Below are 23427 nucleotides of genomic sequence, written 5' to 3' on the forward strand. Positions count from 1 at the left end.
GTGTGGGGTTTCCCCATGTGAAAGTAGGTCACTGCCAGGCTTCGAATCAGACCCTGTCCGAATGGACGGGGTTTTTTACATCCTGCTCAGGTGGTCATAAATTTATTTAAAAGTTTATGCCTGGTGGCCATAGCGCTGTGGAACCACCTGATACCATGTCGAACTCAGACGTGAAACGCAGTTGCGCTGATGATAGTGTGGAGTTTCTCCATGTGAAAGTAAGACACCGCCAGGCTTCTATTGAGAACCCCTATCCGATGGATAGGGGTTTTTTTATGCCTATAGATCCCTTCTTAAGCATTTTAACTAGTTAGTTAACTTGTTCTTTTATCTATTCATAATTGTTGAAAAATATAAGTTAAATTTATATTTATTGTTCATCAATGCACTTATTTATTGCGATTTGTTCAATTTTGAACCATATAATTTACTCTTTTTTCATTCATTCCCTGCCTTAGTAACGAAACAGCCTCAATATGAGTATTTGGTATGTGTCTTGCTCTTGTTATTGCCAATGGAAATTATGATGAGCTCGCAGCTGTTTAAATTTTCTGGATTTATTTCAGTCGATTAACTTTTGTAAGTTCGTCGTTGGTTTGTTGGCTCAACAGCGAGGATGTCCAGATGAAATCAATATGTATTGCGAGCATTTCGATGCAAGCGGTCTATGACAAAGAGCAAAACTGCGCAGCAATTCTAAGCAGATTGGATGAGGCAAAGGACAAAGGTGCGCAACTGGTGGTTTTCCCTGAGCAGATCTTGCAAGGGTATCTCACTGATACATTATCGCTTAATTTTGATAATGTGCGTTGGCAATTTGAGCAAGCTGAAGTGATATCTAATGGTTCTGCTATTACGCAAATCACTGAACGTGTCAAAACGCTTGGTCTGTACTGTGTAGTTGGTTTGACTGAGCGTCACCCTGATTACCCACAGGTGCTGTTTAATAGCGTCGTCCTATTGGGGCCAGAGGGGGAAGTGGGCCGCTATCGTAAGGTCCATCAGCCTGGTGATGAAAAGCACGTCTATTACCCTGGCGATAATTTCCCGGTGTTTGATACGCCCTTAGGCCGTATCGGCATGTTGATCTGTTATGACAAGGTCTTTCCAGAGAGCACGCGTGAATTAGCCCTCAAAGGGGCTGAGATCATGATTATGCCAACGGCTTGGGCGCTCGCCCGTGACAGTGACGACCCTAACGAGGATTCAATGGTGGATAGTTACACCTTGTTTGGTCGCGTAAGGGCTCTGGAAAATCAGTGCTGGATGGTTGAGTCAAATCACTTTGGCCATCACGGCAATCTCGACTATCACGGTCACAGCCGCATTATTAATCCGCTAGGTAAGATTGTCGCATGCACCGGATATAGCGAAGGGATGGCACTGGCTGAAGTCAATATTCGCCAAGCTATCACACAAGCGCGAAGCACCGACTATATCGGATACAACTTTCTCAAAGATTATGTGCCAGTTCAGGCTCATCCCTCGGTACTCACCGTACGTTCACATCACGCAAAACAATATGGAGAGCAATATGACGAAGGTGCTTGAAGCGATTAACATCCACAAAAGCTATGACGCGGATACGGGGCCGGTAAATGTTTTAAAAGGGCTAAATTTTCATGCTGATACAAATGAATTTATCTCGTTTGTAGGCCCTAGTGGCTGTGGTAAATCAACGCTGTTTAATATTATCACAGGTCTCTTGAGCCCCGATGAAGGCCATGTTCTGATTAATAATCGCGAAACTACCGGCTCCCCTAGTGAACATCTCGGCTATGTTCTGCAAAAAGACTTGTTGTTTCCGTGGCGCAGCGTGATGGAGAACGTCATTTTAGGGCTTGAAGTTCGCGGCGTCAGTAAAAAGAAGGCGCATGAGCAAGCTGGCGAGCTTTTTAAAACCTATCATCTTGAAGGGTATGAAAATAAATACCCTTCACAGCTTTCTGGTGGAATGAGACAGCGCGTTGCTCTGATGCGCACGATGGTGACCCGCCCGGACATCATTCTGATGGATGAAGCCTATAAAGCGCTGGATTACCCGCTAAAAATCTCTCTTGAAACCGAACTTTTAAAGGTGGTCAAAGAGCAGAAAAAAACCGTAGTTTTCATCACTCATGATATCGAAGAAGCTGTGACGTTGTCTGATCGAGTCTATGTCATGAAAGCCCATCCTGGTGAGATTGTTCAAGAGATCCATATCGATTTACAAACTGATGCGCGAGATATCCCTCAGCGGCGCTTATCGCCTCGATTTAATGAATATTATGAACAGATCTGGCGCAGCATCGGTACTGCGCCATTGCCAGCTGCTTAATTGAAAGGGAGGTTATATGAGCACTATATCCAAGTTAAGTCAGTCGCAGCTAGCGGCAAAAAAGGTAAAAAAACCGCTTTTATACTCACCGAAAACTCGCTTGTATGTGTTGTTGGTGCTGCAAATATCGATTGTGGTGATTTTGCTCGCGGCTTGGGAAATTGGCGTTCGCCAAGGAAGTATCAGCAAGTTTCTATTTGCTAGTCCTAGCATGGTTTGGGATGTGTTAGTGCAGCGTTTTCAATCTGGTGAATTGTTCAGTGATATCTGGATCACTGCCCGCGAAACTATCTACGGATTTTTAATCGGTGCCGTTGGTGGGTCAGCCCTTGGGCTACTGCTGTGGTATTCCAAGTTTATTTCTGATTTATCAGCACCCTTCATTGCGGCCATCGGTTCAATTCCGGTATTGGCGATCGCTCCGATCACCATTATTTGGTTTGGCACAGAGATGACATCAAAAGTCATGATTGTTGCCTTTTCGTGCATCGTTATTTCATTGACGACTTCCTATAAAGGAGCGCTTCGCACGGACCCTGATTTAATTAACCTGCTGCGCTCTTTTGATGCCTCTCGCTCCACTATTTTTCGCAAGCTCGTTGTTCCATCGGCAATGTTATGGGTCATCTCGGGACTGCGACTGAACGTTGGTTTTGCTTTGGTTGGGGCGATTGTCGGGGAATATATCTCCTCTGATGCTGGAGTCGGTCACATGATTCTACTCGGCAGTTCGAACTTTAGTATGAATATCGTATTAGCTGGCGTCATGCTTGTGATGCTGATGATGTTGTTTTTTAACGGACTCGTTGCGCTATTGGAGCGCACGCTTCTCTCTTGGGAAAGGGCAAAAAAATGAACAAAGTGAAATTATTCAAAACAACTGCAATTTGTTTAGCGTTGGGAATTAGTGCCCAATCTCATGGTGCCGAGCTTGCTAAGGTGACGATTAATCAGGCATTTCAATCACTGTTGTATCTTCCTCTTTATGTGGCAAAAGATGAGGGATTTTTTAAACAACAAGGAGTTGACGTCAAAATTAGCACCGGTGGCGGTGGTGCCCAGTCTTGGGCCGCCGTGATTGGTGGGTCAGCGGATTTCTCGATTCAAGACCCAGTGTTTGTGCCTAAATCGCGCGAGATGGGAGCCGATGGTGTAGTGGTCGCTGCGGTGCAAAATGCCCCGACAGTGTTCATTTTTGGTAAAGATGGCACGTCTTTACAAAATAACCTCAAGGCACTTGCAGGTAAACGCGTCGTTACTAGTCCACAGCCAGATACGACTTGGGCATTTATGAGTTATCTGACTAAACAAAAAGGGATTAAAAACGTTAAGTTTGTGCATGTACCAATTGGCAATGAAATTCCCGCTGTCGCAGCTGGGCGCGCTGACTATGCGTTGGCTGTAGAGCCACAGGTTTCTCAAGCTGAAGAGTTAAATAAATTACCGATTGTCTATTCTTTCTCGGCCAATAAAGATTGGTTCCCCTTTGCGTTTTCCAGCTTAACCACCACCAACGGTTATTTGGCTAAGCATCCCAAACGAGCTCAGGCGGTTGTAACAGCGTTTGAGCAAGCATCGCAGTTTATCTATAAAGATACCGATAAAGCGATTGCCATCGCGGATAAATATTTCTCAAATCTGCCTAAAGATATCGTGCGTCAGGCGGTCATGCGAAATGTGAAAGCCAAAGGTTATCCAGAGCATGTGTTGGTGACCAAAGAGTCTTGGGACCACAACATGAATATTGCCGCTTACGCCAAAAATATTAAAGGCTATCCAACCAAAGCAACATCTTGGAAGAACAATGTGAACACTGCTTTAGCTGAAAAAGCTGAGCAAATTGTTGATGGCAAATAAGCTGAGGCGGGAATACCCGCCTTTTTTATAGAAGGCAAAAATGATGGATATCAAAACTCGATTGGCAATGATTGATGCTGATGAGCGCTATCAACAAAGTGTTCAGAATGTTCTTGAACAGTGGACGATTCGCTTCGATGCACTCAATAGCTGGGCAAAAGAAAAATTAACGCCAACAGTTGCACCGGTAAGTATTCGTGTTTCGCCGCTAAAAAGCGTTCAGCGGGAGTCGGAAGATGAAAAATAACATCTTAACGCTGTCGATTGCGCAAATAGCCAAAAAGTTGCGAAGCCGAGAGTTAAGCTCAGTCGATGTGGTCAAAGCGTGTCTTGCGCAGGCTGAAAAAACAACTCATCTTAATGCTTGGAATAGCTTGTATAGCGAGCAAGCTCTCTCTCAAGCCAGTGCATGGCAAAGCCTGTTAGATAGTGGCATTGATTTGGGGCCGCTGCAGGGAATACCTATCGGACTCAAAGCAAATATTGATGTTGCAGGTCACACAATGCATGCGGGCAGTCAGTTGCTTAGTGACAATATTGCCTCTGCCAACGCATCTGTTACCACACGTTTGCAACGCGCTGGAGCCATTATTTTAGGCACGACCAATATGCATGAATTTGCTTGGGGTGGAACGACTGATAATCCGCATTATGGCGCAACGAGTAACCCTTGGAATGATGCTCATATTCCCGCAGGTTCCAGTGGTGGCTCTGGCGTTGCCAGTGCTGTTCGCAGTGCCCTTGCGACACTAGGAACGGACACGGGAGGATCGGTTCGTTTACCAGCATCTATGAATGGGGTCACGGGACTTCGTCCTGGCATTGGTCAAATTCCCACCGATGGTGTATTCCCGCTGGCTTGGACAATGGACACAGTCGGCCCATTGGCTCCTTCTGCACAAGAGTGTGCGCTTGTTTATTCAGTCTTAAGTGCCAAACAGCCACCGAAACAGGTTAAGCCGTTAAACCAACTCAAAGTTGGATTATTGTCTGGCTATGCAACTGAAGTTTTACAGCCAGATGTTCGCGATGCCTATCAGCTGACCATTCGCCAATGGCAAGCGCTTGGTGCGCAGATGGTTGAGCTTGATCTTGACGGGCTTGATTATGCTGTGGACGCCGCCATTACCATTGATGCTGCTGAACCTTCTGCTATCCATTGGCAATGGGTTAAAGAAAAAGGCGAGCTTTATGGGGATGATGTTCGAGCATTGTTGCTTGCGGGCGGCGGCATTAGCGCCGTGGAATATCTGCAGGCGCAGCGCTATAGAAGTTATCTGCGTGAGCAATTTTTGGCAGCCTTTGCCAAGGTTGATGCTATTTTAATGCCGATGATCCCATTTACTGCACCCGTTAAAGGCGCCACCAGTATTGATGTAGGAAATTCTCAACTGAGTGTACTGAGCGGCAATATGCGCTTTACTAGCTTGCCGAGCATGAGCGCCATGCCGGGCGCGAGTTTCCCGGTGGGTTGTGATAGTGAAGGGCTCCCGATTGGAATGCAATTGATGGGCACTGATCACAGCGAATTTGAGCTATTAGCTTGGATTGGCGAGTATCAAGACGTTCATCCTTACCACCAAGTTCGCCCGGCTGTTGCCCAATTATAGCGCTTAAATACAGCCCGCTTTTTGTAAAATGGCGATTTCATCGATAGTGTCAATTTGCTCGGGAGATAAAAACTCCCGTGCATAATCTAGATAGATTTGCTCTCGTACGAATTGCTCAAAGATATCGCTATCTAAATGCTCATCTGAGACCATCTGCGCCATAATATTGAGCGATTCGCTTAAGTATTTCATGGCGTGATAAGGCCGGTCTTGAGCGGTCAGCGCTTCAAATACATCGGCGATGGCAATCACTCGGTCAGAAATGGTGAGTCGTTCAGCGGATAATTTGCGTGGATATCCTTGTCCATTTACTTTTTCATGATGATTTCCTGCTAAATCAGGAACTCTTTCCAGCTCCTGTGGCAATGGCAGCGAGCTGAGCATCACAATGGTTTGGACAATGTGGTTATTAATCAAAAAGCGCTCTTCTTCACTGAGTGTTCCCCTTTGAATAGCAAGGTTATGCAGCTCTCCTAAGTTGTAGCGATAACGGGGCAGTTGCATATCGAATCCCCAGTGATTTTCTGGATTATCTTTTTCTACTGGTGGAATTTGAGTTCCCCATTCAATTAAATCTTGTGGACGGTCCATCAGTAACTGCTCCACCGCTGGCAGTGATTGTGGTTGCTCATCCATTCGTGCGCGTTCAATTTCGGATAATCCCAACTGATTATCAAAATGACGCAGCCAAGTTTGTTGGGCGATAGCGTCAAGTTTAGAAAGTTTGTGGGGGTCTAACTGCTCTTGGCCTAAATTGAGTGTGGCAATGAGGGCAAATTGCTCTTGTAGCTCTTTTTGGCGGGTAATGAGCTGCTGTGTCAGTGTTGCTTGTGACTCCGTTTGATAATAAAGCTGTTGCCAATAGCGAAGCTGCGCATCTTGATAAAGCACCTCAAAGCGGGTGCGGACTTCATGAATTCGGTTATAAATTGTCTCCAATTTAGTCGCTTTATCAACGACATGTTCGGGAATGGTGATTTTGCCGCAGTCATGCAACCATGCTGCAATCTGAAACTCACGTTGCTGGGTTTCAGTTAGTTTAAATGGGGCAAATACGCCCTGATCGCTTTGTTCTAGTTTGGTTAAAATCATCTGCGAGAGCATTGGCACCCGGCGACAATGGCCGCCGGTATAAGGCGATTTGGTATCAATGGCTTGTGCTAGCAGCTGAATAATGGCATCGATTAATTTGCTCTGACTTTCAACGTGCATTTGGGTTTCAATAGCCAGTGCCGCAGCGGCAGAAGTCTGCTCAATAAAGTGTTTTAAGGCCTGATAATGCTGCGCTTTTAGGGGTGGAAATTGCAGAATAAAGTACCCTAGCAGTTGTCCTTGTCGTCCCATCAAAGCGGTGGTGATAAGTTGCGAGTCTTGCTTTGCAAACAAAGCCGTTAACTGCTCAGTGATCTGTTCAGTTTGTTGGCTATTTAGAACAATTTTTTCTGGAGCAGATGACGTGGTTTGTTCAGCAAGTTCCAAGGCACTTTGAGCTTTGTTATAGCGATAGACAATGGTGGCTTGAGTGTTGAGCATCTGGCTCAGATCTTGGGTGACGTGATGAAGCAAATTCTGATAGTTTTTCTCGGTCGCCAAGGTTTGGGCAATCAGCTGAAAATGACGAATCGCATTGGTCATTTTATTAATCAAAGTGGCAAGTTCGGAAAATTCGGCAATTGGCGAATGAGTGGGCAACGGAGTGCTAAAATCAAACGTTCGCAAAGCATCGATTCTCAGTGCTAACTGTTGCAACGGTTTTACAACCCATTGCCCCAAAAGCCATCCCAGCCAGATTAATAGCAAAGCTAACGCAATAGAGATCCACAACTGAACTTGCATCTGCTCCATCGTGCCCGCCAAAATGACCTGTTTAGGCTGAATAAATAGCAGTGACCAGTGGCTAAATAGGTGGGGAGTCATCTTAAGTTTCAAACCATACCAGCTCTGATTGGCAATTTTTTGGGTAACGAACTGATTCTCTGGCGTAGTGGCAGCGGCTAATTGGGTTAAGAACTTATCCTGTGGTGACTGATTCACTATTTTATAGCGATTGCTTTGATTGGAGAGCCCTAAAAATCGATGATGCTGGTCAATCAATGCCAGCTGCGTTTGGTCATTAGGCCGCAGTTCGCGCAGCGATTGTGAGAGTAGCGATAGAGACTCGTCGGCGGCAATGATGGCGCCACTTGGAGTTTTGAGTGCGAAGGTCACTCCGAGCTCTTTGGTCGTATAAAATGTATAAGGCTCAGTAATAACAAACTGCTGGCTTTTTTGCGCTTGAGTAAACCAATTACGAGTGCGCGGATCAAAGCGATAATCAGGCATCGGTCGTTTGGCTTGCCAGAGCGTTTGTGGGTCGTAATCTTGCCAATAACTTTGTTCAATCGCGTTATCTTTGCGCTCAATGACCTGCAGGCGTAGACAACCGACTTTATGCTCAGCGCATAAACGGCGCAGCATAATAAAATCGCCATTGGGGTAGCCGATATAAAATGAGCTGGCCAGTGGGTTATTATCAAGTGCCTGCACTAAGCTTTTGACACGTTCTAAGCGTTTATCCATGGGTAAATCTGATTGAATCGGATCAAGGCTGAGCAGACGCAATGTATTCATCAACATCTGATTGTGTTGTTCAAATGTTCCGGTGATGGTTTGCGCAATGAGCTGAGCTCGTTGCTGCGCGGTTATTAAAGCGCGGGAGCTTTGCGAAAAATAGCTTTGGCTAATCAAAATGGCTGAGAGCAACACCATCGATAATGAGATAACCAGGCTAACCAATGTTTGTAGCCGAATGGTACGTGGTTTATTCATAGATTTCGCTTGATATTGGAAAAGGGCTATTAACGACCGATATCTATAAGCATAGTCAGAGTTAACTTATTCTGATAACTATAATTTTGCCGAATTTGTGGCATATGCTGCGATTGCTAAGGAGCTGATCTGTACAGTTATCCTTTTAGCGTGCTGATGTCTTCTTTATACTGGCATTAGAGAAATTATTTTGAGGTGACAATGGACGATTATATTGACTTGATTCGAGCCGCTCATTTGGCTAGCGCTTATCCTCGAGAGCTGCCTAGCGACGATCAAATCGTTGAAGTCGAAGAGCAGGTTTTAATGCCACTTCCGGACGACTTGCGCGCTTTTTTATTGACTGTGAGTGATGTGATTTGTGGGGCATTAGAGCCTGTAACCGCGGCCGATCCGAATGAAAATACCTATCTGCCAGAGGTCGCGGCAATTGCTTGGGATCAAGGATTGCCTCGTTTCTTGCTGCCAATTTGCGCTTATGCGGGTGGCTATTATTACATCGACCCTGATGGTGGTGTAGGATGTTGGAGTGAGGGAGAGCCTGAAGAAGGTGAAGTGCAGTGGCCAAATATCTGGGAATGGGCCACTGAAATCTGGGTGAACAGTTAAACTTAGCTTCTTCACAACACTAATTAAAATGCCGCAATCTAGGGGGTGTTGATCTTTGGTGGTTGAATTTTGTTCAAATTAAATGCATTTTGAACGCGGCGCATTTTGTGTCGCTTAATGAGTTAAGCAAGCAGGGTGCAACAAAGTTCAGGATGCGTTTAAATGAACCCGAAGGGCAGTATCTGAGAGGAATTTATCCAGCGTTAAACGTTTTTTGTGCAGACCTACACGGCACAACGTTTATCTGCCTAAATTCCTCTCAGATTGCTGCAAAACTAATCACAAAAGGTTAACAGCCCCTGGTAACAAGCCGCGGCTTCAAAATAAATCATTCTGGGGTTTTCTATGACTAAACGCATTTTAGCGTTGCTGTTAGTCACAATGACGTTGTTGTGTGTCTCAACGAGCGCAAGTGCTCGCAAATTTGGCGGCGGCCACTCTTGGGGACACAGTTATCATACCAGCCGTTCTTATGGGCATTCTTATTCTGGCTCTTCTTCCAGTTATGGCTCTCGTAGCCGACTGGGATTTGGCCATGGTTTCTTAGGTGGGATGGTCACGGGTGGAATTTTAGGGTCACTCTTTGGTCATCACGGTTATGGCTATGGTGGTGGCGGATTCGGCTTTGGCAGCTTAATTCTGTGGGCGCTAATTATTTGGCTTGCTTGGCGATTTTTCCGCAAGCGAAGTGGGCAATCTGGCTCTGTGGGGTCGATGTTTAATTCTCGCTCTCAGTCATCAGCTAGCTTTGATCTGCCGCCAGGGTTTGATGTAAATAACTTTTTAGAAGGGGCGAAACACCACTATCATGTGATTCAGACGGCGTGGAACCATAATGACTTGGCCACATTGCGCCAATATTTAATTCCTGAGCTGTATCAGCAGATGGCTAACGAGCGAGCCAAATTTGGCACTGCGCCAATGAATGATCGGATTTTGTACGTTGATGCAACACTGGTCAGAGCTGAGCAGCCTGCGAACATGCAGCAGTTAAGTGTTCATTTTGCTGGCCAATATGTAACTGATGATGGTCGCCAAGCTAAGATTGATGAAATCTGGCACCTGTGTCTTGACACGTCTCGACCTAACAACAATTGGTTGATTGAAGGGATTGATGAGCGAAGCGAGCAATAGCCAAGCGCAATCAAAGAGTGAACATTACCGCCAGAAGTTTTATCTGGTCATCAATAGTATTCCACAAGGCAAAGTGCTCACCTATGGGCAGGTTGCGCAAATGGCTGGTTACCCGCGGATGGCGCGCGCGGTCGGACGCGCTTTAAAAGAGCTGCCTAAGGGCAGCCAATTGCCTTGGTTTCGGGTCATTAATGCCAAAGGGGAGCTCTCTTTTGCGTTGCAAAGCGCTTCTTATCAGCGCCAGCGTCAAGCGCTTGAAGCCGAAGGCGTGGTGTTCATTGGCCATAAAATTTCCCTTAAAGACTATCGCTGGAATGGCGATTAACCTCACAAATTTCGAATATTAAAAGTTGTATTTTCGGTTTTCCCGATGATCATTGAAGAAAGTGCCGAATTGAGCTTTTGCTGGATCCTCCTAAACTTAGTGTGACTATCTCTTTTAGGTGGAAAACTTGATGACCCTCAAACGTATTTCAAGCCTGTTTATCATTGCATTGGCAGTGCTGACGTTATCTTTGGATGCGAGCGCTCGTAAATTTGGCGGCGGAAAGTCGTTTGGTAAAAGCTATCGCACGGCCCCTCAGCAAACTCTCTCTCAACGTCAGAGTACGCAGCAACCTGGCCAAACGGCAGCCAATAGCCCTCGCCGTACGGGCATGATGGGCGGCTTATTGGGCGGTTTGCTCGCAGGTGGTTTATTTGCGTGGTTGCTCGGCAGCGGTGCTTTTCAAGGGCTGCAGATGATGGATGTGTTGATCCTAGCGGTGATAGCGTTCATCGGGTTTCGAATTTTGCGTGGCATCATGCAAGCTAAAGCGATGAATACCGCACAAAGCCCTGCGAATGCTCAATATCGACAAAATTCACAGCCGTTTGAAAATGCAACAAGCACAGGGCATAGTCAAAAGAGTTCCAATCAGGCTGAGAATGATGCTGATTTTGTTCCTTTTGATCTTCCCCAAGGGTTTGATGTTAGTGAATTTTTAGAAGGTGCGCGCGGGCATTACAACATTTTGCAAACCGCTTGGAACCAGAACGATCTGGCTAAAATTCGCGAATACATGGCCCCTGAATTGTATCGGGAGCTGGTGGATGAGCGCGCCAAATTAGGCTCAGAGGTGCTTAATAATCAGGTCTTGTATGTCGATGCGAGCTTGGTTCGTGCTCAGCACAATGCCAATGTTACTCAGGTGAGTGTCCATTTCAGAGGAAAATACAGCGATACCCAAAATCATGAGCATTTGATTGATGAGATCTGGCATTTGCGCCGGGATCTCGATACAGTCAATGCAGACTGGTTGATTGAAGGTATTGAAGAGCGCGGTGACTGATACGTTATCACCAACTTGGTCAGTGTATCTGATTCGGACGGTAAGCAATTCACTTTATACCGGCGTGACCACCGATGTGGCTCGCCGGTTTGTTGAGCATCAAAATGGCCGCAGTGGCGCTAAATATTTGCGCGGTAAAGGCCCTCTCACTCTGGTTTATCATGCCCCTTGTCAAAGCAAGCGGCGCGCTTTTCAATGGGAATTTTTCATTAAGCGCTGGCCGAAATCAACCAAAGAGGCTCTGGTGAGCAGTCAGCTCCCTTTAGCCGTTTTTGCAAGTCAATTTGGCCTGTCAATGAAGTTTTCATGAGCGCTTTGTTATAAACTGATAGACAGGCTTAATTATTAGGTGTTTGTCATGTTAGAACTAGCGCAGTGGGAATCTCAGTTTGAGGCATTTGTTGCAGCCCAAGTCAAAGCTGATCCTGGCCATGATCTATCGCATATCCGGCGAGTTGTCGCGACCACAAAACAGTTATCTGAACGTGCTGATGCGGATATGAATATTGCTCTGCCAGCAGCTTGGCTACATGATTGTGTGGTGGTGGGTAAATCTGACCCATTGCGAGCGCAAGCATCTCGATTATCTGCGCAGCGTGCGCGAGCCCAGCTCATCAGCTGGTATTATCCAAGCCAATACATTGAGCCGATTTGCCATGCAATTGAAGCGCATAGCTTTAGTGCCAATATCGAGCCTGTGACGCTTGAGGCGAAAATAGTTCAAGACGCCGACCGACTCGATGCCCTAGGCGCTATTGGTATTGCACGTTGTTTTGCCGTCGGTGGTAGCTTGCAGCGGCCTATTTATATTGAGTCAGACCCTTTTTGTGAAAACCGTAAAGCCAATGATCAGCAAGCTAGCCTCGACCATTTTTACCAAAAATTACTGAATTTACCGCAAACTTTATCCAGTGAAGTTGGGCGTCAGGAAGGTCTGAGACGAGTTAAATTTATGCGCGTCTTTTTAGAACAACTGCGCGCGGAGCTTGCCAATGAGCAGGTAGCAGCAACATCGAATCAGTTCAGCGGTCATCAATAGTAACCAGTTACGAGGATTTATGTGGTTTCAAACAGAAATTCAGCTTAAACCCCGTCATCGGGGATGCCATTTAATTACCAGTGAAGTGATAGAGCAATTGCCACTTCATAACATTAAGGTTGGTTTAGTTCATTTATTGCTGCAACACACATCCGCTGGATTAACGTTAAATGAAAATGCTGACCCAACGGTGCGCTCAGACTTTGAGACAGTCATGAATCATCTGGTACCGGAAGGTGAGGCTTATTATCAGCACACTCTGGAAGGGGATGATGATATGCCCGCACATATTAAAAGCAGCTTATTTGGTGTGAGTTTGACGCTTCCTATCGGTAATGGCCGTCTGCTGCTTGGCACTTGGCAGGGTATTTATTTAGGCGAGTTTCGCAATTATGGTGGCGCCCGACGTATTATGGCCACGGTTCAGGGCGAGCCTGACTAACTTCGAATGATTCATAAGATGAATACCAGATCTGGCTATTTATCATAGGTTAATTACTGTGCAATCTGTTATTATCAAAACCATCTGCGTAAGAGCGCTATATCAGGTTATGTTGATGTCTAGAAAAGGATGGGGTGATGAATAAACCGCGAGTGTTGTTGACTGAAGACTCTGCATCACTGGCGGCAATGTATCAGGCCTATCTGCGTGATGAGCTCATTGAGCTGGAGCATGTTGATTCTGGTGCTAAAACGCTCGACTACTTGGGGCGTCAATGGCCGGATGTATTGTTGCTGGATCTGATGCTGCCTGATATGGATGGCATGGACATTCTCCAGCAGATTTATGAGCAAGGGCTCAACTGCTCGGTGGTGATCATTACCGCCCATGGCTCGGTTGATAAAGCCGTGGATGCAATGCGCTTTGGCGCGAGCGATTTTCTCTCCAAACCATTTGATGCCAAACGCCTGAAGGTGACTCTAGCCAATACCTTAAAAATGCGCCGTTTGAATCAACTGGTGCATGGCGCGCACGAAAATGACAGGGAAAATTACTTTGATTTTGTTGGCAACAGTTTAGCCATGCAGCGTGTTTATCGCGTTATTGAAAGTGCTGCTAATAGTAAGGCGACTATTTTTATAACCGGCGAAAGTGGCACCGGTAAAGAGCTTTGTGCGAGCGCCGTGCATCAAGCGAGTGGCCGCAAAGATGCTCCATTTATCGCGCTAAACTGTGCGGCAATTCCAAAAGAGCTGATGGAAAGCGAGATTTTCGGTCATCTTAAAGGCGCTTTTACGGGTGCGGTAAGCGATCGCAAAGGTGCGGCGCGTTTAGCAGATTCCGGTACGCTATTTTTAGATGAAGTCTGCGAAATGGATTTAGAGCTGCAAAGTAAATTGCTGCGTTTTATCCAAACCGGGTCATTTCAGCCAGTCGGCAGCAGCCAGACAGAAAAAGTCGATGTGCGATTTATCTGCGCGACCAATCGTGACCCACTAGAAGAGGTTCGCCAAGGGCGTTTTCGTGAAGATCTCTACTATCGACTGCATGTTATTCCCATCTCTTTGCCACCGCTTCGCGAACGTGATGATGATGTATTGCTGATCGCTGAATACTTGCTCTCTCGGGTTAGCAAGGAAGAAGGGCGGCATTTTCGCGGATTTGATAAAAAAGCCCAACAAACGCTGCGCAATTATGAATGGCCCGGTAATGTTCGCCAGCTTGAAAACGTTATTCGCAACACGGTGGTGTTAAATGAAGGCGAATGGGTCAGCCGAGCCATGTTGCCCCCGCCGTTGAATGATTTGCAGCCGATGCTCAATACCTTTAAACACTCAGAGCAACCGGCCGAACCAATCACTGCTATCGAGCCTCTGTGGAAGCAGGAGCGGCATGCCATCGAACAGGCTATCGAATTTTGTAATGGTAATATACCCAAAGCTGCTTCGTTACTGGAAGTTAGCCCATCAACTTTGTACCGTAAATTACAAAGTTGGGAAAATCAGGTGTGAATATTGCTTAGATTGCCTCTTTAGGCTTCAAATGGATTTTTTATGCAGCCATTACTTTGTGAAAAAACTCTGCAACAGTTAGCTGATGATATTGGCTCTGAATTGTTGCCCGAACTATTTAATGTCTTTATTGAAGAAAATTCACCGCAACTGGCATCGCTTAAAAGTGATAGTAACAGCTGGGATTTATCACAACTGCAATCGCTCTCCCATACCCTTAAAAGCAGTGCCGCCAGTTATGGCGGATTGCGCCTAGCCGAGCTTGCCACGCAGCTTGATCTGGCCTGTAAATTATCTGATAAAGCAGCTGCACAATCTCTATTACCCGAGTTTATCGACGTCTATACTCAGACTTTGGAAGTCATTAAACAGCGTTACTGAGTATGCCAGAAATGAAAATAGCAACGGCCTTTTCGGTTGCCAATCAGACTCAAAAGGCCTGTTGTGAAGTTATTACCTCCCTGAAACAACAGCTTTGTGGCCCTGCTGACTTTATTGTCTGTTACTATTCTGCAAGTTATCAATATTCGCAAATTGCGAAAAATTTGCAATTTGCATTTTTATCAATACCGATTATTGCTTGTAGTAGTTGCCGTGGTGTTTTTACGCAAGCCGGATTTCATAGTAATGACGGGGCTGGTCTGGCTTTATGGGCAATTAACGATAAATCTGGCAGTTATGGCACGGGTCTTGAATATATAGAAAAAGACAGTGATACAGCGTCGATTCGCCAAGCGAGTCAAAAAGCATTATTACAAGCACTCGATGACGCAAATCGTCCTGGGGAGTTACCTGAGCTAATTTGGCTGCATTCATCTCCAGGATATGAAGAACAAACGATTGCTGCGCTAGAAGAGCTTGTCGGTGGACAAGTGCCAATCGTTGGAGGAAGCGCAGCGGATCAGTCTAATTCGGGACATTGGAGTTTGTTTACTCAAACTGCAATGGCCACACAGGGTGTAGCAGTGGCGGCACTGTTTCCAGGGGGGGAGATCGGCTATTCGTTTCATAGTGGGTATGTAACGAGTCGAGCCCTGGGAATAGTGACCGCCAGCCATCGTCGCACGATCCAGTCTATCGATTCTCGGCCAGCAGCTGATGTTTATTTTGAAGCAATTGGGGCTGACCCTCACCAGGTAGATTCAAGCTCAATACTTCAATTAAGTGCTTTTTATCCGATTGGCCGTTTAGCCGGACATTTGGACAATTTGCCATTTTATCAACTTGCTCACCCAAGCGCAGTCACGGATGATGGTGGCCTTAAGTTATTCGCAGACGTTCATTGCGGCGATCAGCTTTTCCTGATGCAAGGCTCGAAAGAAAGTTTAATTCGCCGTGGTGGGCGAGTCACTCAAATGAGTCTAACGGAACCTTTTTCGCGTCAGAAGCCGATTGGTGCGTTAATTATTTATTGTGCTGGGTGCATGCTCGCTATTGAGCACGATATTGAGGAAGTGGTGGCCAGTGTTCGCAGCTCACTAGGTGAGCAATTACCGTTTATCGGTGCGTTTACATATGGTGAACAGGGACATTTTATTACCGGTAAAAATGGTCATGGTAATCTAATGAGTTCAGCGGTGGTTTTTTATCAGCGAGAGCGCACATGAATGAGCATCCTTTCTTAGAAGAAAATATGCGAGAGTCGCTTGAGACGTTAACCCAAAAGACGCAGCAAGAACGACAAAGACGTATCGATACTGAGCTGATTTTACAGGGAAATCATCGCCTTTCTTTGGCTAAAGAGCCTGCTCAAGCCTGGCAAATCTTTCTTAAATTATTACGCCAATTCTTTGATTATCAGCATGCTTTTATCTGGCGCTGTTCAAAAGAAGGTTCATGGCAGTTATTTTGGCATGATCTTCCTGAGCCGCATCTTGCTCAAACACTGAGTTGGCAACCGCATAAGTGGACGCAGCGGCTGCTTGATGGTGAAGTGAGTGTGATGTTTGCACCAGGCCAAGTCTGTGAATTTCGTGAACTTCCTGAGTCACTTCATGTGCATTTTACTTCAGCATTAGGCTGCGCCCTGCAAGGGGAAGTCAATCATTGGTTATTAGTGCTGGGGGACTCGCATCATGGCCAGTTCGGGCCTTATCACCGTCAACTTCTCAAAAGGTTGCGCCCACTGCTGCGCCAACAGCTTGTTAATCTTGAGTATCAAGCACATTTAAAGGCAATGGTCGCCCAGCGAACGGAAGCATTGCTGCGCTCCGAGCAGCGGTTTAAAAGTTTCGCTCAAACCGCATCTGACTGGTTTTGGGAAACTGATGAACAGCTGCGTTTTATCTATATTTCTTCAGGGTTAGGCGCTGAAAGTCAGCCAATTTATAGTTACTTGCTTGGCCAATCGTTGTTATCCCTAAATATTGCTGCCGCATCGAAGACTTGCCCTGTGCGGCTCAATCAGCAACTCAATCGACGAGAACCTATTCACAATGTCGATTTTGCGATTACTGATGATGCGAAAGAACCGTTCTGGGGGGCGCTAAGTGGTGAACCCTATTATGATGCGCAGGGTGTTTTTATGGGATATCGAGGAAGCGTTCGCGATATTACCCAAGAGCGAGCCGACCGCATTGCGCTGCGTACAGCCAAAGAAGATGCGGAAAAAGCCAACCATGCAAAATCTGACTTTCTAGCGATGATGAGCCATGAGATTCGCACTCCCATGAATGCTATTGTGGGGATGGTTGAGTTATTGCGTGAAGAACACATTTCAGAGCAATCGCAAACGCTACTTAACAATGCGCACAATGCGTCACGCCTGTTATTAAATGTGATTAGCGATGTGTTGGATATCTCTAAACTTGAAGCAGGGCGCTTGGAGCTTGAGCAACAGAGCTTTTTGTTTCGCCAGGTGATTGAACAGGTTTATGGCCAATTGTTGCCCAGTGCCGACGCTAAACAGATTAGTCTTCGCTATGAGACCGATGAATGTGTCGACCACTATCTAGTTGGCGATCCGCATCGATTGGCGCAGATATTGATGAATCTTGTCGCCAATGGTATTAAATTTACCGAAAAAGGTTATGTTTTAATTCGCCTACATGATGTTGGTTGTGATGAGCAAACGTGCCAATTACAACTTGAGGTGAATGATACTGGGATTGGCATTGATGAAACTGATTTTTCGGTGTTATTTGAACCGTTTCGCCAGTTGAGTCAGAGCCACGCTCGCCAATTCGGTGGCACTGGCTTAGGACTATCAATTGTTAAGCGGCTGGTGGATGCGATGCAAGGGCAAATTGAGGTCGATAGCCGTCTCGGTGAGGGAACTTCATTTCGGATCCGCTTAGCGCTACCCAAAGCACCAGCAAAGAGCTATTTTGATGAGCAAAACCCGGCATTATCACAAGTCCGTAAACTGAATATTCTGGTAATTGAAGATAGCCCTTCTAATCAATTGGTTATTCGGCTGATGCTGGAGAAACTTGGTCATCAAGTGTGGATAGCCGATGACGGCCATCAGGCTTTAAATGTGCCGGATATTGAAAATATAAACCTGATTTTCATGGACTTGCAAATGCCTGGTATTGATGGCTATCAGACCACACAGTTGCTGCGCCAGCGTCATATTGACTGTCCTATTATTGCTTTGACCGCTAATGTTCAAGAGCGTGAACGTTGTTTGGCCTGTGGGATGAATGAGTTGTTAAGTAAACCTGTTCGTCGCCAAGAATTAGCCGAACTGCTCCACCAATTCTTTTAAAACCATCCACATTAAGTTGCATGCTCGGCTTGTGGATGGGCCGAATCCTTCATTTACATTAAAATGTTAATTTTATGTAAAGTTAATAAATTCCCCTTCTAACTTCTGCTTGCCATTAATGACCTAAAAAATCGTTAGAGCTTAAAAAAGTCCTGGTAAGTCGGCTCGTTCTGAAAATATTAACTAAACTGTTACTAATATCTGTTGTTTGTCTGTTGATCTGGATAAATGCTTAGCCCAACGCAAACGAAGGGATCCTATCTGTACCCGTCCAATGTGTTTTTAATGCTTATTTTTTAGTCAATTATCCAACCTGAAATTTATATAATACTTTTTGTTTTAATTAATTGAGCTGTAAATATTTAAGCCGTTAAATAACTGTGATTTGATTGTTTGTTTTTGTATTTTTTGGCTGATTTTTGCAAGTTTAAATGTGAAATATATTGAATTATCGGCATTTTGAAAAAGGTGCTTATTTTTTGAAAACTTGCAATTAAACTAAAAAATAATTAGAGTACTAATCATAAAGGTGTTCATGACGGCCCTTATCCCGTATTAACTTGTCGAGTTCAGTAGGATTTATGACAGTAAAACTAGAAGTAAAGAACCTATTTAAGGTTTTTGGCGATGACCCCAAACGCGCCTTTCCGCTCATTGAGCAGGGAAAAAATAAAGACGAAATTTTTCAAAAAACTGGCTTAACTGTCGGGGTGAACGATGCGTCTTTGTCAATCAATGAAGGGGAAATCTTCGTAATCATGGGCCTCTCTGGTTCTGGTAAATCAACGTTGGTTCGTTTGCTAAACCGATTGATTACACCAACCAGTGGGCATGTCTTATTAAACGGTCGTGATATTTCTGCGATTAGCGATGCGGAACTGCGTAAAGTTCGCCGTCATTCCATCTCAATGGTCTTTCAGTCATTTGCACTGATGCCGCATCTGAACATTATCGATAACACTTCATTTGGTTTGGAGTTAGCCGGGGTTGAGCGAGAAGAGCGTTACGCCGTTGCTCGTAAAGCACTGGAGCGAGTGGGCCTAGGACCATATACCGAATCATACCCAGATGAACTCTCTGGTGGGATGCAGCAACGTGTCGGTCTGGCTCGCGCACTGACCAATGACCCTGAAATTTTGTTGATGGATGAAGCTTTCTCAGCGCTTGACCCATTGATTCGTACCGAAATGCAGGATGAGCTACTGCGTCTGCAAAATGATGACCAACGAACCATCGTGTTTATTTCTCATGACTTGGATGAAGCCATGCGTATTGGGGATCGTATTGCCATTATGCAAGGTGGTGAAGTGGTGCAAGTCGGTACCCCAGACGACATTTTACATAATCCAGCCAATGATTATGTTTCTTCATTTTTCAAAGGGGTGGATGTTTCTAACGTCTTTGGCGCGAAAGATATTGCTCGGCGCAATGTGCCCACGGTGATCCGCAAAAGTGAACAAGACGGTGCCAGCGCTGCGTTGCAGCTTATTGACGACAGTGACTGGGATTATGGCGTGGTGCTTGATAGAGCCGACCGATATCTCGGAATGGTGACACTGTCATCACTGCAAAAAGCATCTCGTGAACGTGCCACGCTCATGAGCGCTCTTGATACACGAGCAACGACACTTGCTCCTGACACTCTGCTCAGTGACATCCTCACTGATGTGGCTAGCGAAGCCAATGCAGTTCCCGTCGTTGATGAGCAAGGCAAATATTACGGTGTGATCACCAAAGCCCGTCTGTTGAAAGCTTTAGATAGAGAGATTTAATAACCATTATGAGTAATGCATCACAAGATCCATGGGGCGCAGCTCCAGCAAATACTGACGCCAGTTGGTTACATGCTCCGGCTCAACACGCGCAGACTTTCGACTGGTGGCACCCTTTTCAGCACAAATTAATTCCGTTTGCCCACTGGGTAGAAACGGCGCTGAACTGGTTAGTTGCTAACTTTCGACCCGCTTTTAAGGCGATTAGTTTACCAATTGATTATATCTTAACCTTATTCCAGACCATTTTGCAGGCACTTCCTGCTCCGGTCATGATTGTATTGGCTTTTTTAATTGCCTGGCAGGTCGCAGGGCTTCGTCTTGGTATTGCTGCTGCTGTTTCGCTCGTTATTATCGGTGCGATTGGTGCTTGGAGCCAAGCGATGGTGACACTGGCACTGGTTTTAACCGCCGTATTGTTCTGTATGGTTATCGGTTTGCCGATTGGGATCTGGCTGGCACGTAGTGAACGGGCTGCCAAAATTATTAGGCCATTTTTGGATGCAATGCAGACGACTCCCGCATTCGTTTATTTGGTTCCTATCGTAATGTTGTTCGGGATTGGTAATGTCCCGGGTGTTGTTGTAACCATTATTTTCGCTCTGCCGCCGATTATTCGTTTGACGATTCTGGGGATCCGCCAGGTACCAGCTGAACTTATCGAAGCCGGCAACTCATTTGGTGCAAGTCCAAGTCAATTATTGTTTAAAGTGCAATTGCCTTTAGCGATGCCAACCATTATGGCTGGTGTTAACCAAACTCTGATGCTGTCATTGTCGATGGTTGTTATCGCCTCGATGATCGCCGTGGGTGGTTTAGGTCAGATGGTATTGCGTGGTATTGGCCGATTGGATATGGGACTTGCTGCCACAGGTGGTTTAGGCATCGTCGTGATGGCGATTGTATTGGACCGTCTGACTCAGTCCATGGGACGAGATGCTCGTTCTAAAGCTGCACGACATTGGTATCAAACTGGACCAGTCGGAGCCGTGATGAAGCTGGTCAGTAAAAAATAAGACTAGCGCGTGCAGTTGGGTTGAGTGATTCATCATCCGCTTAAACGGATAAAATCTATCAAAGGAGAGACACGACCATGAAAATGACTTTGAAACACCTAAGCCTTGCAACCTCTTGTGGAATTGCTTTGGCATTAAGTGCTCAAGCCACTGCGGCGCCTCTCCCTGGCAAAGGTGTGAGTGCACAACCTGTGTACACCGTCCAAGAAGAGATGTTTCAAACTCTGATTGTAGACCAAGCGCTAAAACAGCTAGGGTACACCGTTAAAAAACCGAAAATGGTTGACTATAACGTGGGCTATACATCCATCGCGAACGGCGATACCACGTTTATGACAACCAACTGGGATCCACTGCACAACAGCAAATATGAAAAAGCCGGTGGTGATAAAGCTTTTTATCGCAAAGGCTATTACATCACTGGTGCAGCCCAAGGTTATTTAATTGATAAAAAAACGGCTGATAAGTACCACATCACGAATATTTCTCAGCTTAAAGACCCCAAAATTGCCAAGTTATTTGACTCAGATGGTGATGGTAAAGCCGATATTACTGGCTGTAATCCTGGTTGGGGATGTTACAACGTGACCAACTACCATCTTAAAAAATACGGGCTCACTAAAACCGCTGAGCTTAAAGAGGGGAACTATTCGGCAATTATTGCCGACACCATCGCTCGTTACCGTAATGGTAAACCAGTGATCTATTACACTTGGACGCCAAACTGGGTGGGTGGTGTGTTAGTCCCTGGTAAAGATGTGGTTTGGCTGGAAGTTCCATTTACCGCAATTCCTGATGATCCTAAAGCTGATACCACCATGTCCAATGGTAAAAATTATGGCTTTAACATGAATAGCGAACGCATTGTGGCCAATAAAAAATGGGCCCAACAGAACCCTGCTGCCGCCAAGCTATTCTCAATCATGAAACTCAGCGTTAATGATGTGAGCGCCGAAAACTTGATGATGCGTAAAGGCGAAAATTCAGATGAAGATATTGCAGCCCATGCCAAAGCTTGGATTAAAGCGCATCAAAGTCAGTTTGATAGCTGGATTAAACAGGCAAAAGCTGCTGCTAAATAATCAGTACTAGCCTGATTGAAAAGCCATGTTTTACGTGGCTTTTTTATTACCATCCCGGCATTTTGTCGGGGGTTTCTAAAGTGTAATCGTTTGTTTTATAAGCGTTGTCGCAAACACTTACAAAGCCTCAACAGGCTATTTATTGGATTAATCAACATTTAAGAGGATTTAAATGAAATTGACATCCCCCCTCACTTGGTTTGGACTTGGTTTGTGTGTCGCTAGCATGCAAGTGAATGCTGCATCGCTACCTGGTGCTGGGAAAACAGTTCAGCCCATTCAAAGTTCCATTCAAGAAGAAACGTTTCAGACTTTGATTGTAAGCCGAGCGCTGGAAAAGCTTGGCTATGATGTGAAACCAGTTAAACAGGTTTCTTATAACGTCGCTTTTACCTCGGTTGCCAATGGCGATGCGACCTTTATGGCCGATAGCTGGGAGCCAAATCAGGTCGCAAAATATAAAGCGGCAGGTGGTGACAAAGTCTTTTATCGCAAAGGCGTTTATATCGCAAACTCTGCTCAGGGTTACATGATCGATAAAAAAACCGCCGATAAATATCACATTACCAATATCCAGCAGCTTAAAGACCCAAAAATTGCCAAGCTATTTGACCAAGATGGCGATGGTAAAGCGGATTTAACCAGTTGTGATCCCGGTTGGGCATGTAGCGACATCATCAAGTATCAGATGAAAAAGTTTGGTATTAGCCAGACAGTGAAACCGCAAAGCGGTAACTACGCGGCCATCATCGCCAACACCATTGCTCGTTATAAAGAGGGCAAACCCGTTATTTATTATGCGTGGACGCCTTACTGGGTAAGTGGTGTGTTGGTTCCAGGCAAAGATGTCGTTTGGTTGCAGGTGCCATTCTCTGCGATTCCTAATGATCCCAAAGCGGATACCTCAGTGGGTAACGGTAAAAATTATGGTTTCCCAATGAATAATCAGCGTATTGTAGCCAATAAAAAGTGGGCGAAGGAAAACCCAGCCGCTGCGAAGTTATTCGCGATTATGAAATTGAGCGTGAATGATGTGAGCGCTGAGAACTTGATGATGCGTAATGGTCAGAGCAGCGAAGAAGATATTCAGCATCATGCTGATAATTGGATTAAAGCCCATCAAAAAACATTTAATCACTGGATTGCTGTTGCTAAACAAGCTGCGCAATAAATGATACTAGTCAGTTATT

General features: G+C 45.5%; 22 protein-coding genes and 1 rRNA gene. 22 read left to right on the plus strand and 1 reads right to left on the minus strand.

Annotated features, from left to right (window positions below):
• The first annotated feature begins 119 nt into the window (after positions 1-119).
• From rrf to ABTQ23_RS19620, 7 genes are all read left to right on the plus strand, one after another.
• Positions 120-235 (plus strand): 5S ribosomal RNA (rrf, locus tag ABTQ23_RS19590).
• Between the two features lie 389 nt (positions 236-624).
• Positions 625-1551 carry a carbon-nitrogen hydrolase family protein gene (locus ABTQ23_RS19595; RefSeq protein WP_408617452.1) on the plus strand — a complete coding sequence of 309 codons (927 nt, stop codon included), beginning with the start codon at positions 625-627 and terminating at the stop codon, positions 1549-1551.
• Positions 1535-2317: an ABC transporter ATP-binding protein gene (locus tag ABTQ23_RS19600; RefSeq protein ID WP_408617453.1), complete on the plus strand. Its 783-nt coding sequence runs from the start codon at positions 1535-1537 to the stop codon at positions 2315-2317. Before ABTQ23_RS19595 ends, ABTQ23_RS19600 begins: the two co-directional genes overlap by 17 nt.
• A 16-nt stretch (positions 2318-2333) precedes the next feature.
• Positions 2334-3173 carry an ABC transporter permease gene (locus ABTQ23_RS19605; RefSeq protein WP_408617454.1) on the plus strand — a complete coding sequence of 280 codons (840 nt, stop codon included), beginning with the start codon at positions 2334-2336 and terminating at the stop codon, positions 3171-3173.
• Positions 3170-4174, plus strand: coding sequence for an ABC transporter substrate-binding protein (locus tag ABTQ23_RS19610; protein WP_408617455.1), 1005 nt, complete (start codon positions 3170-3172; stop codon positions 4172-4174). The genes ABTQ23_RS19605 and ABTQ23_RS19610 overlap by 4 nt, the downstream gene beginning before the upstream one ends.
• Before the next feature lie 40 nt (positions 4175-4214).
• Positions 4215-4421: a hypothetical protein gene (locus tag ABTQ23_RS19615; RefSeq protein WP_408617456.1), complete on the plus strand. Its 207-nt coding sequence runs from the start codon at positions 4215-4217 to the stop codon at positions 4419-4421.
• Positions 4411-5784, plus strand: coding sequence for an amidase (locus tag ABTQ23_RS19620; protein ID WP_408617457.1), 1374 nt, complete (start codon positions 4411-4413; stop codon positions 5782-5784). The genes ABTQ23_RS19615 and ABTQ23_RS19620 overlap by 11 nt, the downstream gene beginning before the upstream one ends.
• Positions 5785-5787: 3 nt before the next feature.
• Here the strand turns inward: ABTQ23_RS19620 and ABTQ23_RS19625 are convergent, their stop codons facing one another.
• The gene (locus ABTQ23_RS19625) at positions 5788-8592 is read right to left on the minus strand and encodes an HD domain-containing phosphohydrolase (RefSeq protein ID WP_408617458.1); all 2805 of its coding nucleotides are present in this window, start codon (positions 8590-8592) and stop codon (positions 5788-5790) included.
• Positions 8593-8793: 201 nt separating this feature from the next.
• Here ABTQ23_RS19625 and ABTQ23_RS19630 point away from each other — a divergent pair, with 201 nt between their 5' ends.
• The 15 genes from ABTQ23_RS19630 to proX (ABTQ23_RS19700) all read left to right on the plus strand — a co-directional run bounded on the left by ABTQ23_RS19630 (position 8794) and on the right by proX (ABTQ23_RS19700) (position 23408).
• Entirely contained in the window at positions 8794-9201 is a 408-nt protein-coding gene (locus ABTQ23_RS19630) for an SMI1/KNR4 family protein (RefSeq protein ID WP_408617459.1), read from the plus strand.
• Between the two features lie 345 nt (positions 9202-9546).
• Positions 9547-10335, plus strand: a complete 789-nt coding sequence (locus tag ABTQ23_RS19635) for a Tim44 domain-containing protein (RefSeq protein WP_408617460.1) — start codon at positions 9547-9549, stop codon at positions 10333-10335.
• The gene (locus ABTQ23_RS19640; protein WP_408617461.1) at positions 10316-10660 is read left to right on the plus strand and encodes an MGMT family protein; all 345 of its coding nucleotides are present in this window, start codon (positions 10316-10318) and stop codon (positions 10658-10660) included. Before ABTQ23_RS19635 ends, ABTQ23_RS19640 begins: the two co-directional genes overlap by 20 nt.
• 130 nt (positions 10661-10790) lie before the next feature.
• Entirely contained in the window at positions 10791-11666 is an 876-nt protein-coding gene (locus tag ABTQ23_RS19645) for a Tim44 domain-containing protein (RefSeq protein WP_408617462.1), read from the plus strand.
• Positions 11659-11976, plus strand: coding sequence for a GIY-YIG nuclease family protein (locus ABTQ23_RS19650; RefSeq protein ID WP_408617463.1), 318 nt, complete (start codon positions 11659-11661; stop codon positions 11974-11976). Before ABTQ23_RS19645 ends, ABTQ23_RS19650 begins: the two co-directional genes overlap by 8 nt.
• Before the next feature lie 48 nt (positions 11977-12024).
• Complete coding sequence (locus ABTQ23_RS19655; protein WP_408617464.1) at positions 12025-12705, plus strand: HD domain-containing protein; 681 nt, start codon at positions 12025-12027, stop codon at positions 12703-12705.
• Between the two features lie 19 nt (positions 12706-12724).
• A complete protein-coding gene (locus ABTQ23_RS19660; protein WP_408617465.1) occupies positions 12725-13147 on the plus strand; it encodes a secondary thiamine-phosphate synthase enzyme YjbQ in 423 nt (140 codons plus the stop codon).
• 137 nt (positions 13148-13284) lie between these two features.
• Positions 13285-14658: a sigma-54-dependent transcriptional regulator gene (locus ABTQ23_RS19665; RefSeq protein ID WP_408617466.1), complete on the plus strand. Its 1374-nt coding sequence runs from the start codon at positions 13285-13287 to the stop codon at positions 14656-14658.
• Positions 14659-14700: 42 nt separating this feature from the next.
• Positions 14701-15039, plus strand: a complete 339-nt coding sequence (locus ABTQ23_RS19670; protein WP_408617467.1) for an Hpt domain-containing protein — start codon at positions 14701-14703, stop codon at positions 15037-15039.
• A gap of 11 nt (positions 15040-15050) precedes the next feature.
• Entirely contained in the window at positions 15051-16265 is a 1215-nt protein-coding gene (locus ABTQ23_RS19675) for an FIST signal transduction protein (RefSeq protein ID WP_408617468.1), read from the plus strand.
• Positions 16262-18367: an ATP-binding protein gene (locus ABTQ23_RS19680; protein WP_408617469.1), complete on the plus strand. Its 2106-nt coding sequence runs from the start codon at positions 16262-16264 to the stop codon at positions 18365-18367. The genes ABTQ23_RS19675 and ABTQ23_RS19680 overlap by 4 nt, the downstream gene beginning before the upstream one ends.
• 581 nt (positions 18368-18948) lie before the next feature.
• On the plus strand, positions 18949-20139 hold the full coding sequence (gene proV / locus ABTQ23_RS19685) for a glycine betaine/L-proline ABC transporter ATP-binding protein ProV (RefSeq protein ID WP_408617470.1): 1191 nt from the start codon (positions 18949-18951) through the stop codon (positions 20137-20139).
• Between the two features lie 8 nt (positions 20140-20147).
• Positions 20148-21155: a glycine betaine/L-proline ABC transporter permease ProW gene (proW, locus tag ABTQ23_RS19690; RefSeq protein WP_408617471.1), complete on the plus strand. Its 1008-nt coding sequence runs from the start codon at positions 20148-20150 to the stop codon at positions 21153-21155.
• 83 nt (positions 21156-21238) lie between these two features.
• On the plus strand, positions 21239-22237 hold the full coding sequence (gene proX, locus ABTQ23_RS19695; protein WP_408617485.1) for a glycine betaine/L-proline ABC transporter substrate-binding protein ProX: 999 nt from the start codon (positions 21239-21241) through the stop codon (positions 22235-22237).
• Between the two features lie 172 nt (positions 22238-22409).
• Positions 22410-23408 (plus strand): glycine betaine/L-proline ABC transporter substrate-binding protein ProX, encoded by a 999-nt coding sequence (gene proX, locus ABTQ23_RS19700; RefSeq protein WP_408617472.1) that lies wholly within the window; start codon positions 22410-22412, stop codon positions 23406-23408.
• The last annotated feature ends 19 nt before the right edge of the window (positions 23409-23427 follow it).

Origin of the sequence: Celerinatantimonas sediminis, from assembly GCF_046054195.1 — a bacterium.
Classification (GTDB): domain Bacteria; phylum Pseudomonadota; class Gammaproteobacteria; order Enterobacterales; family Celerinatantimonadaceae; genus Celerinatantimonas.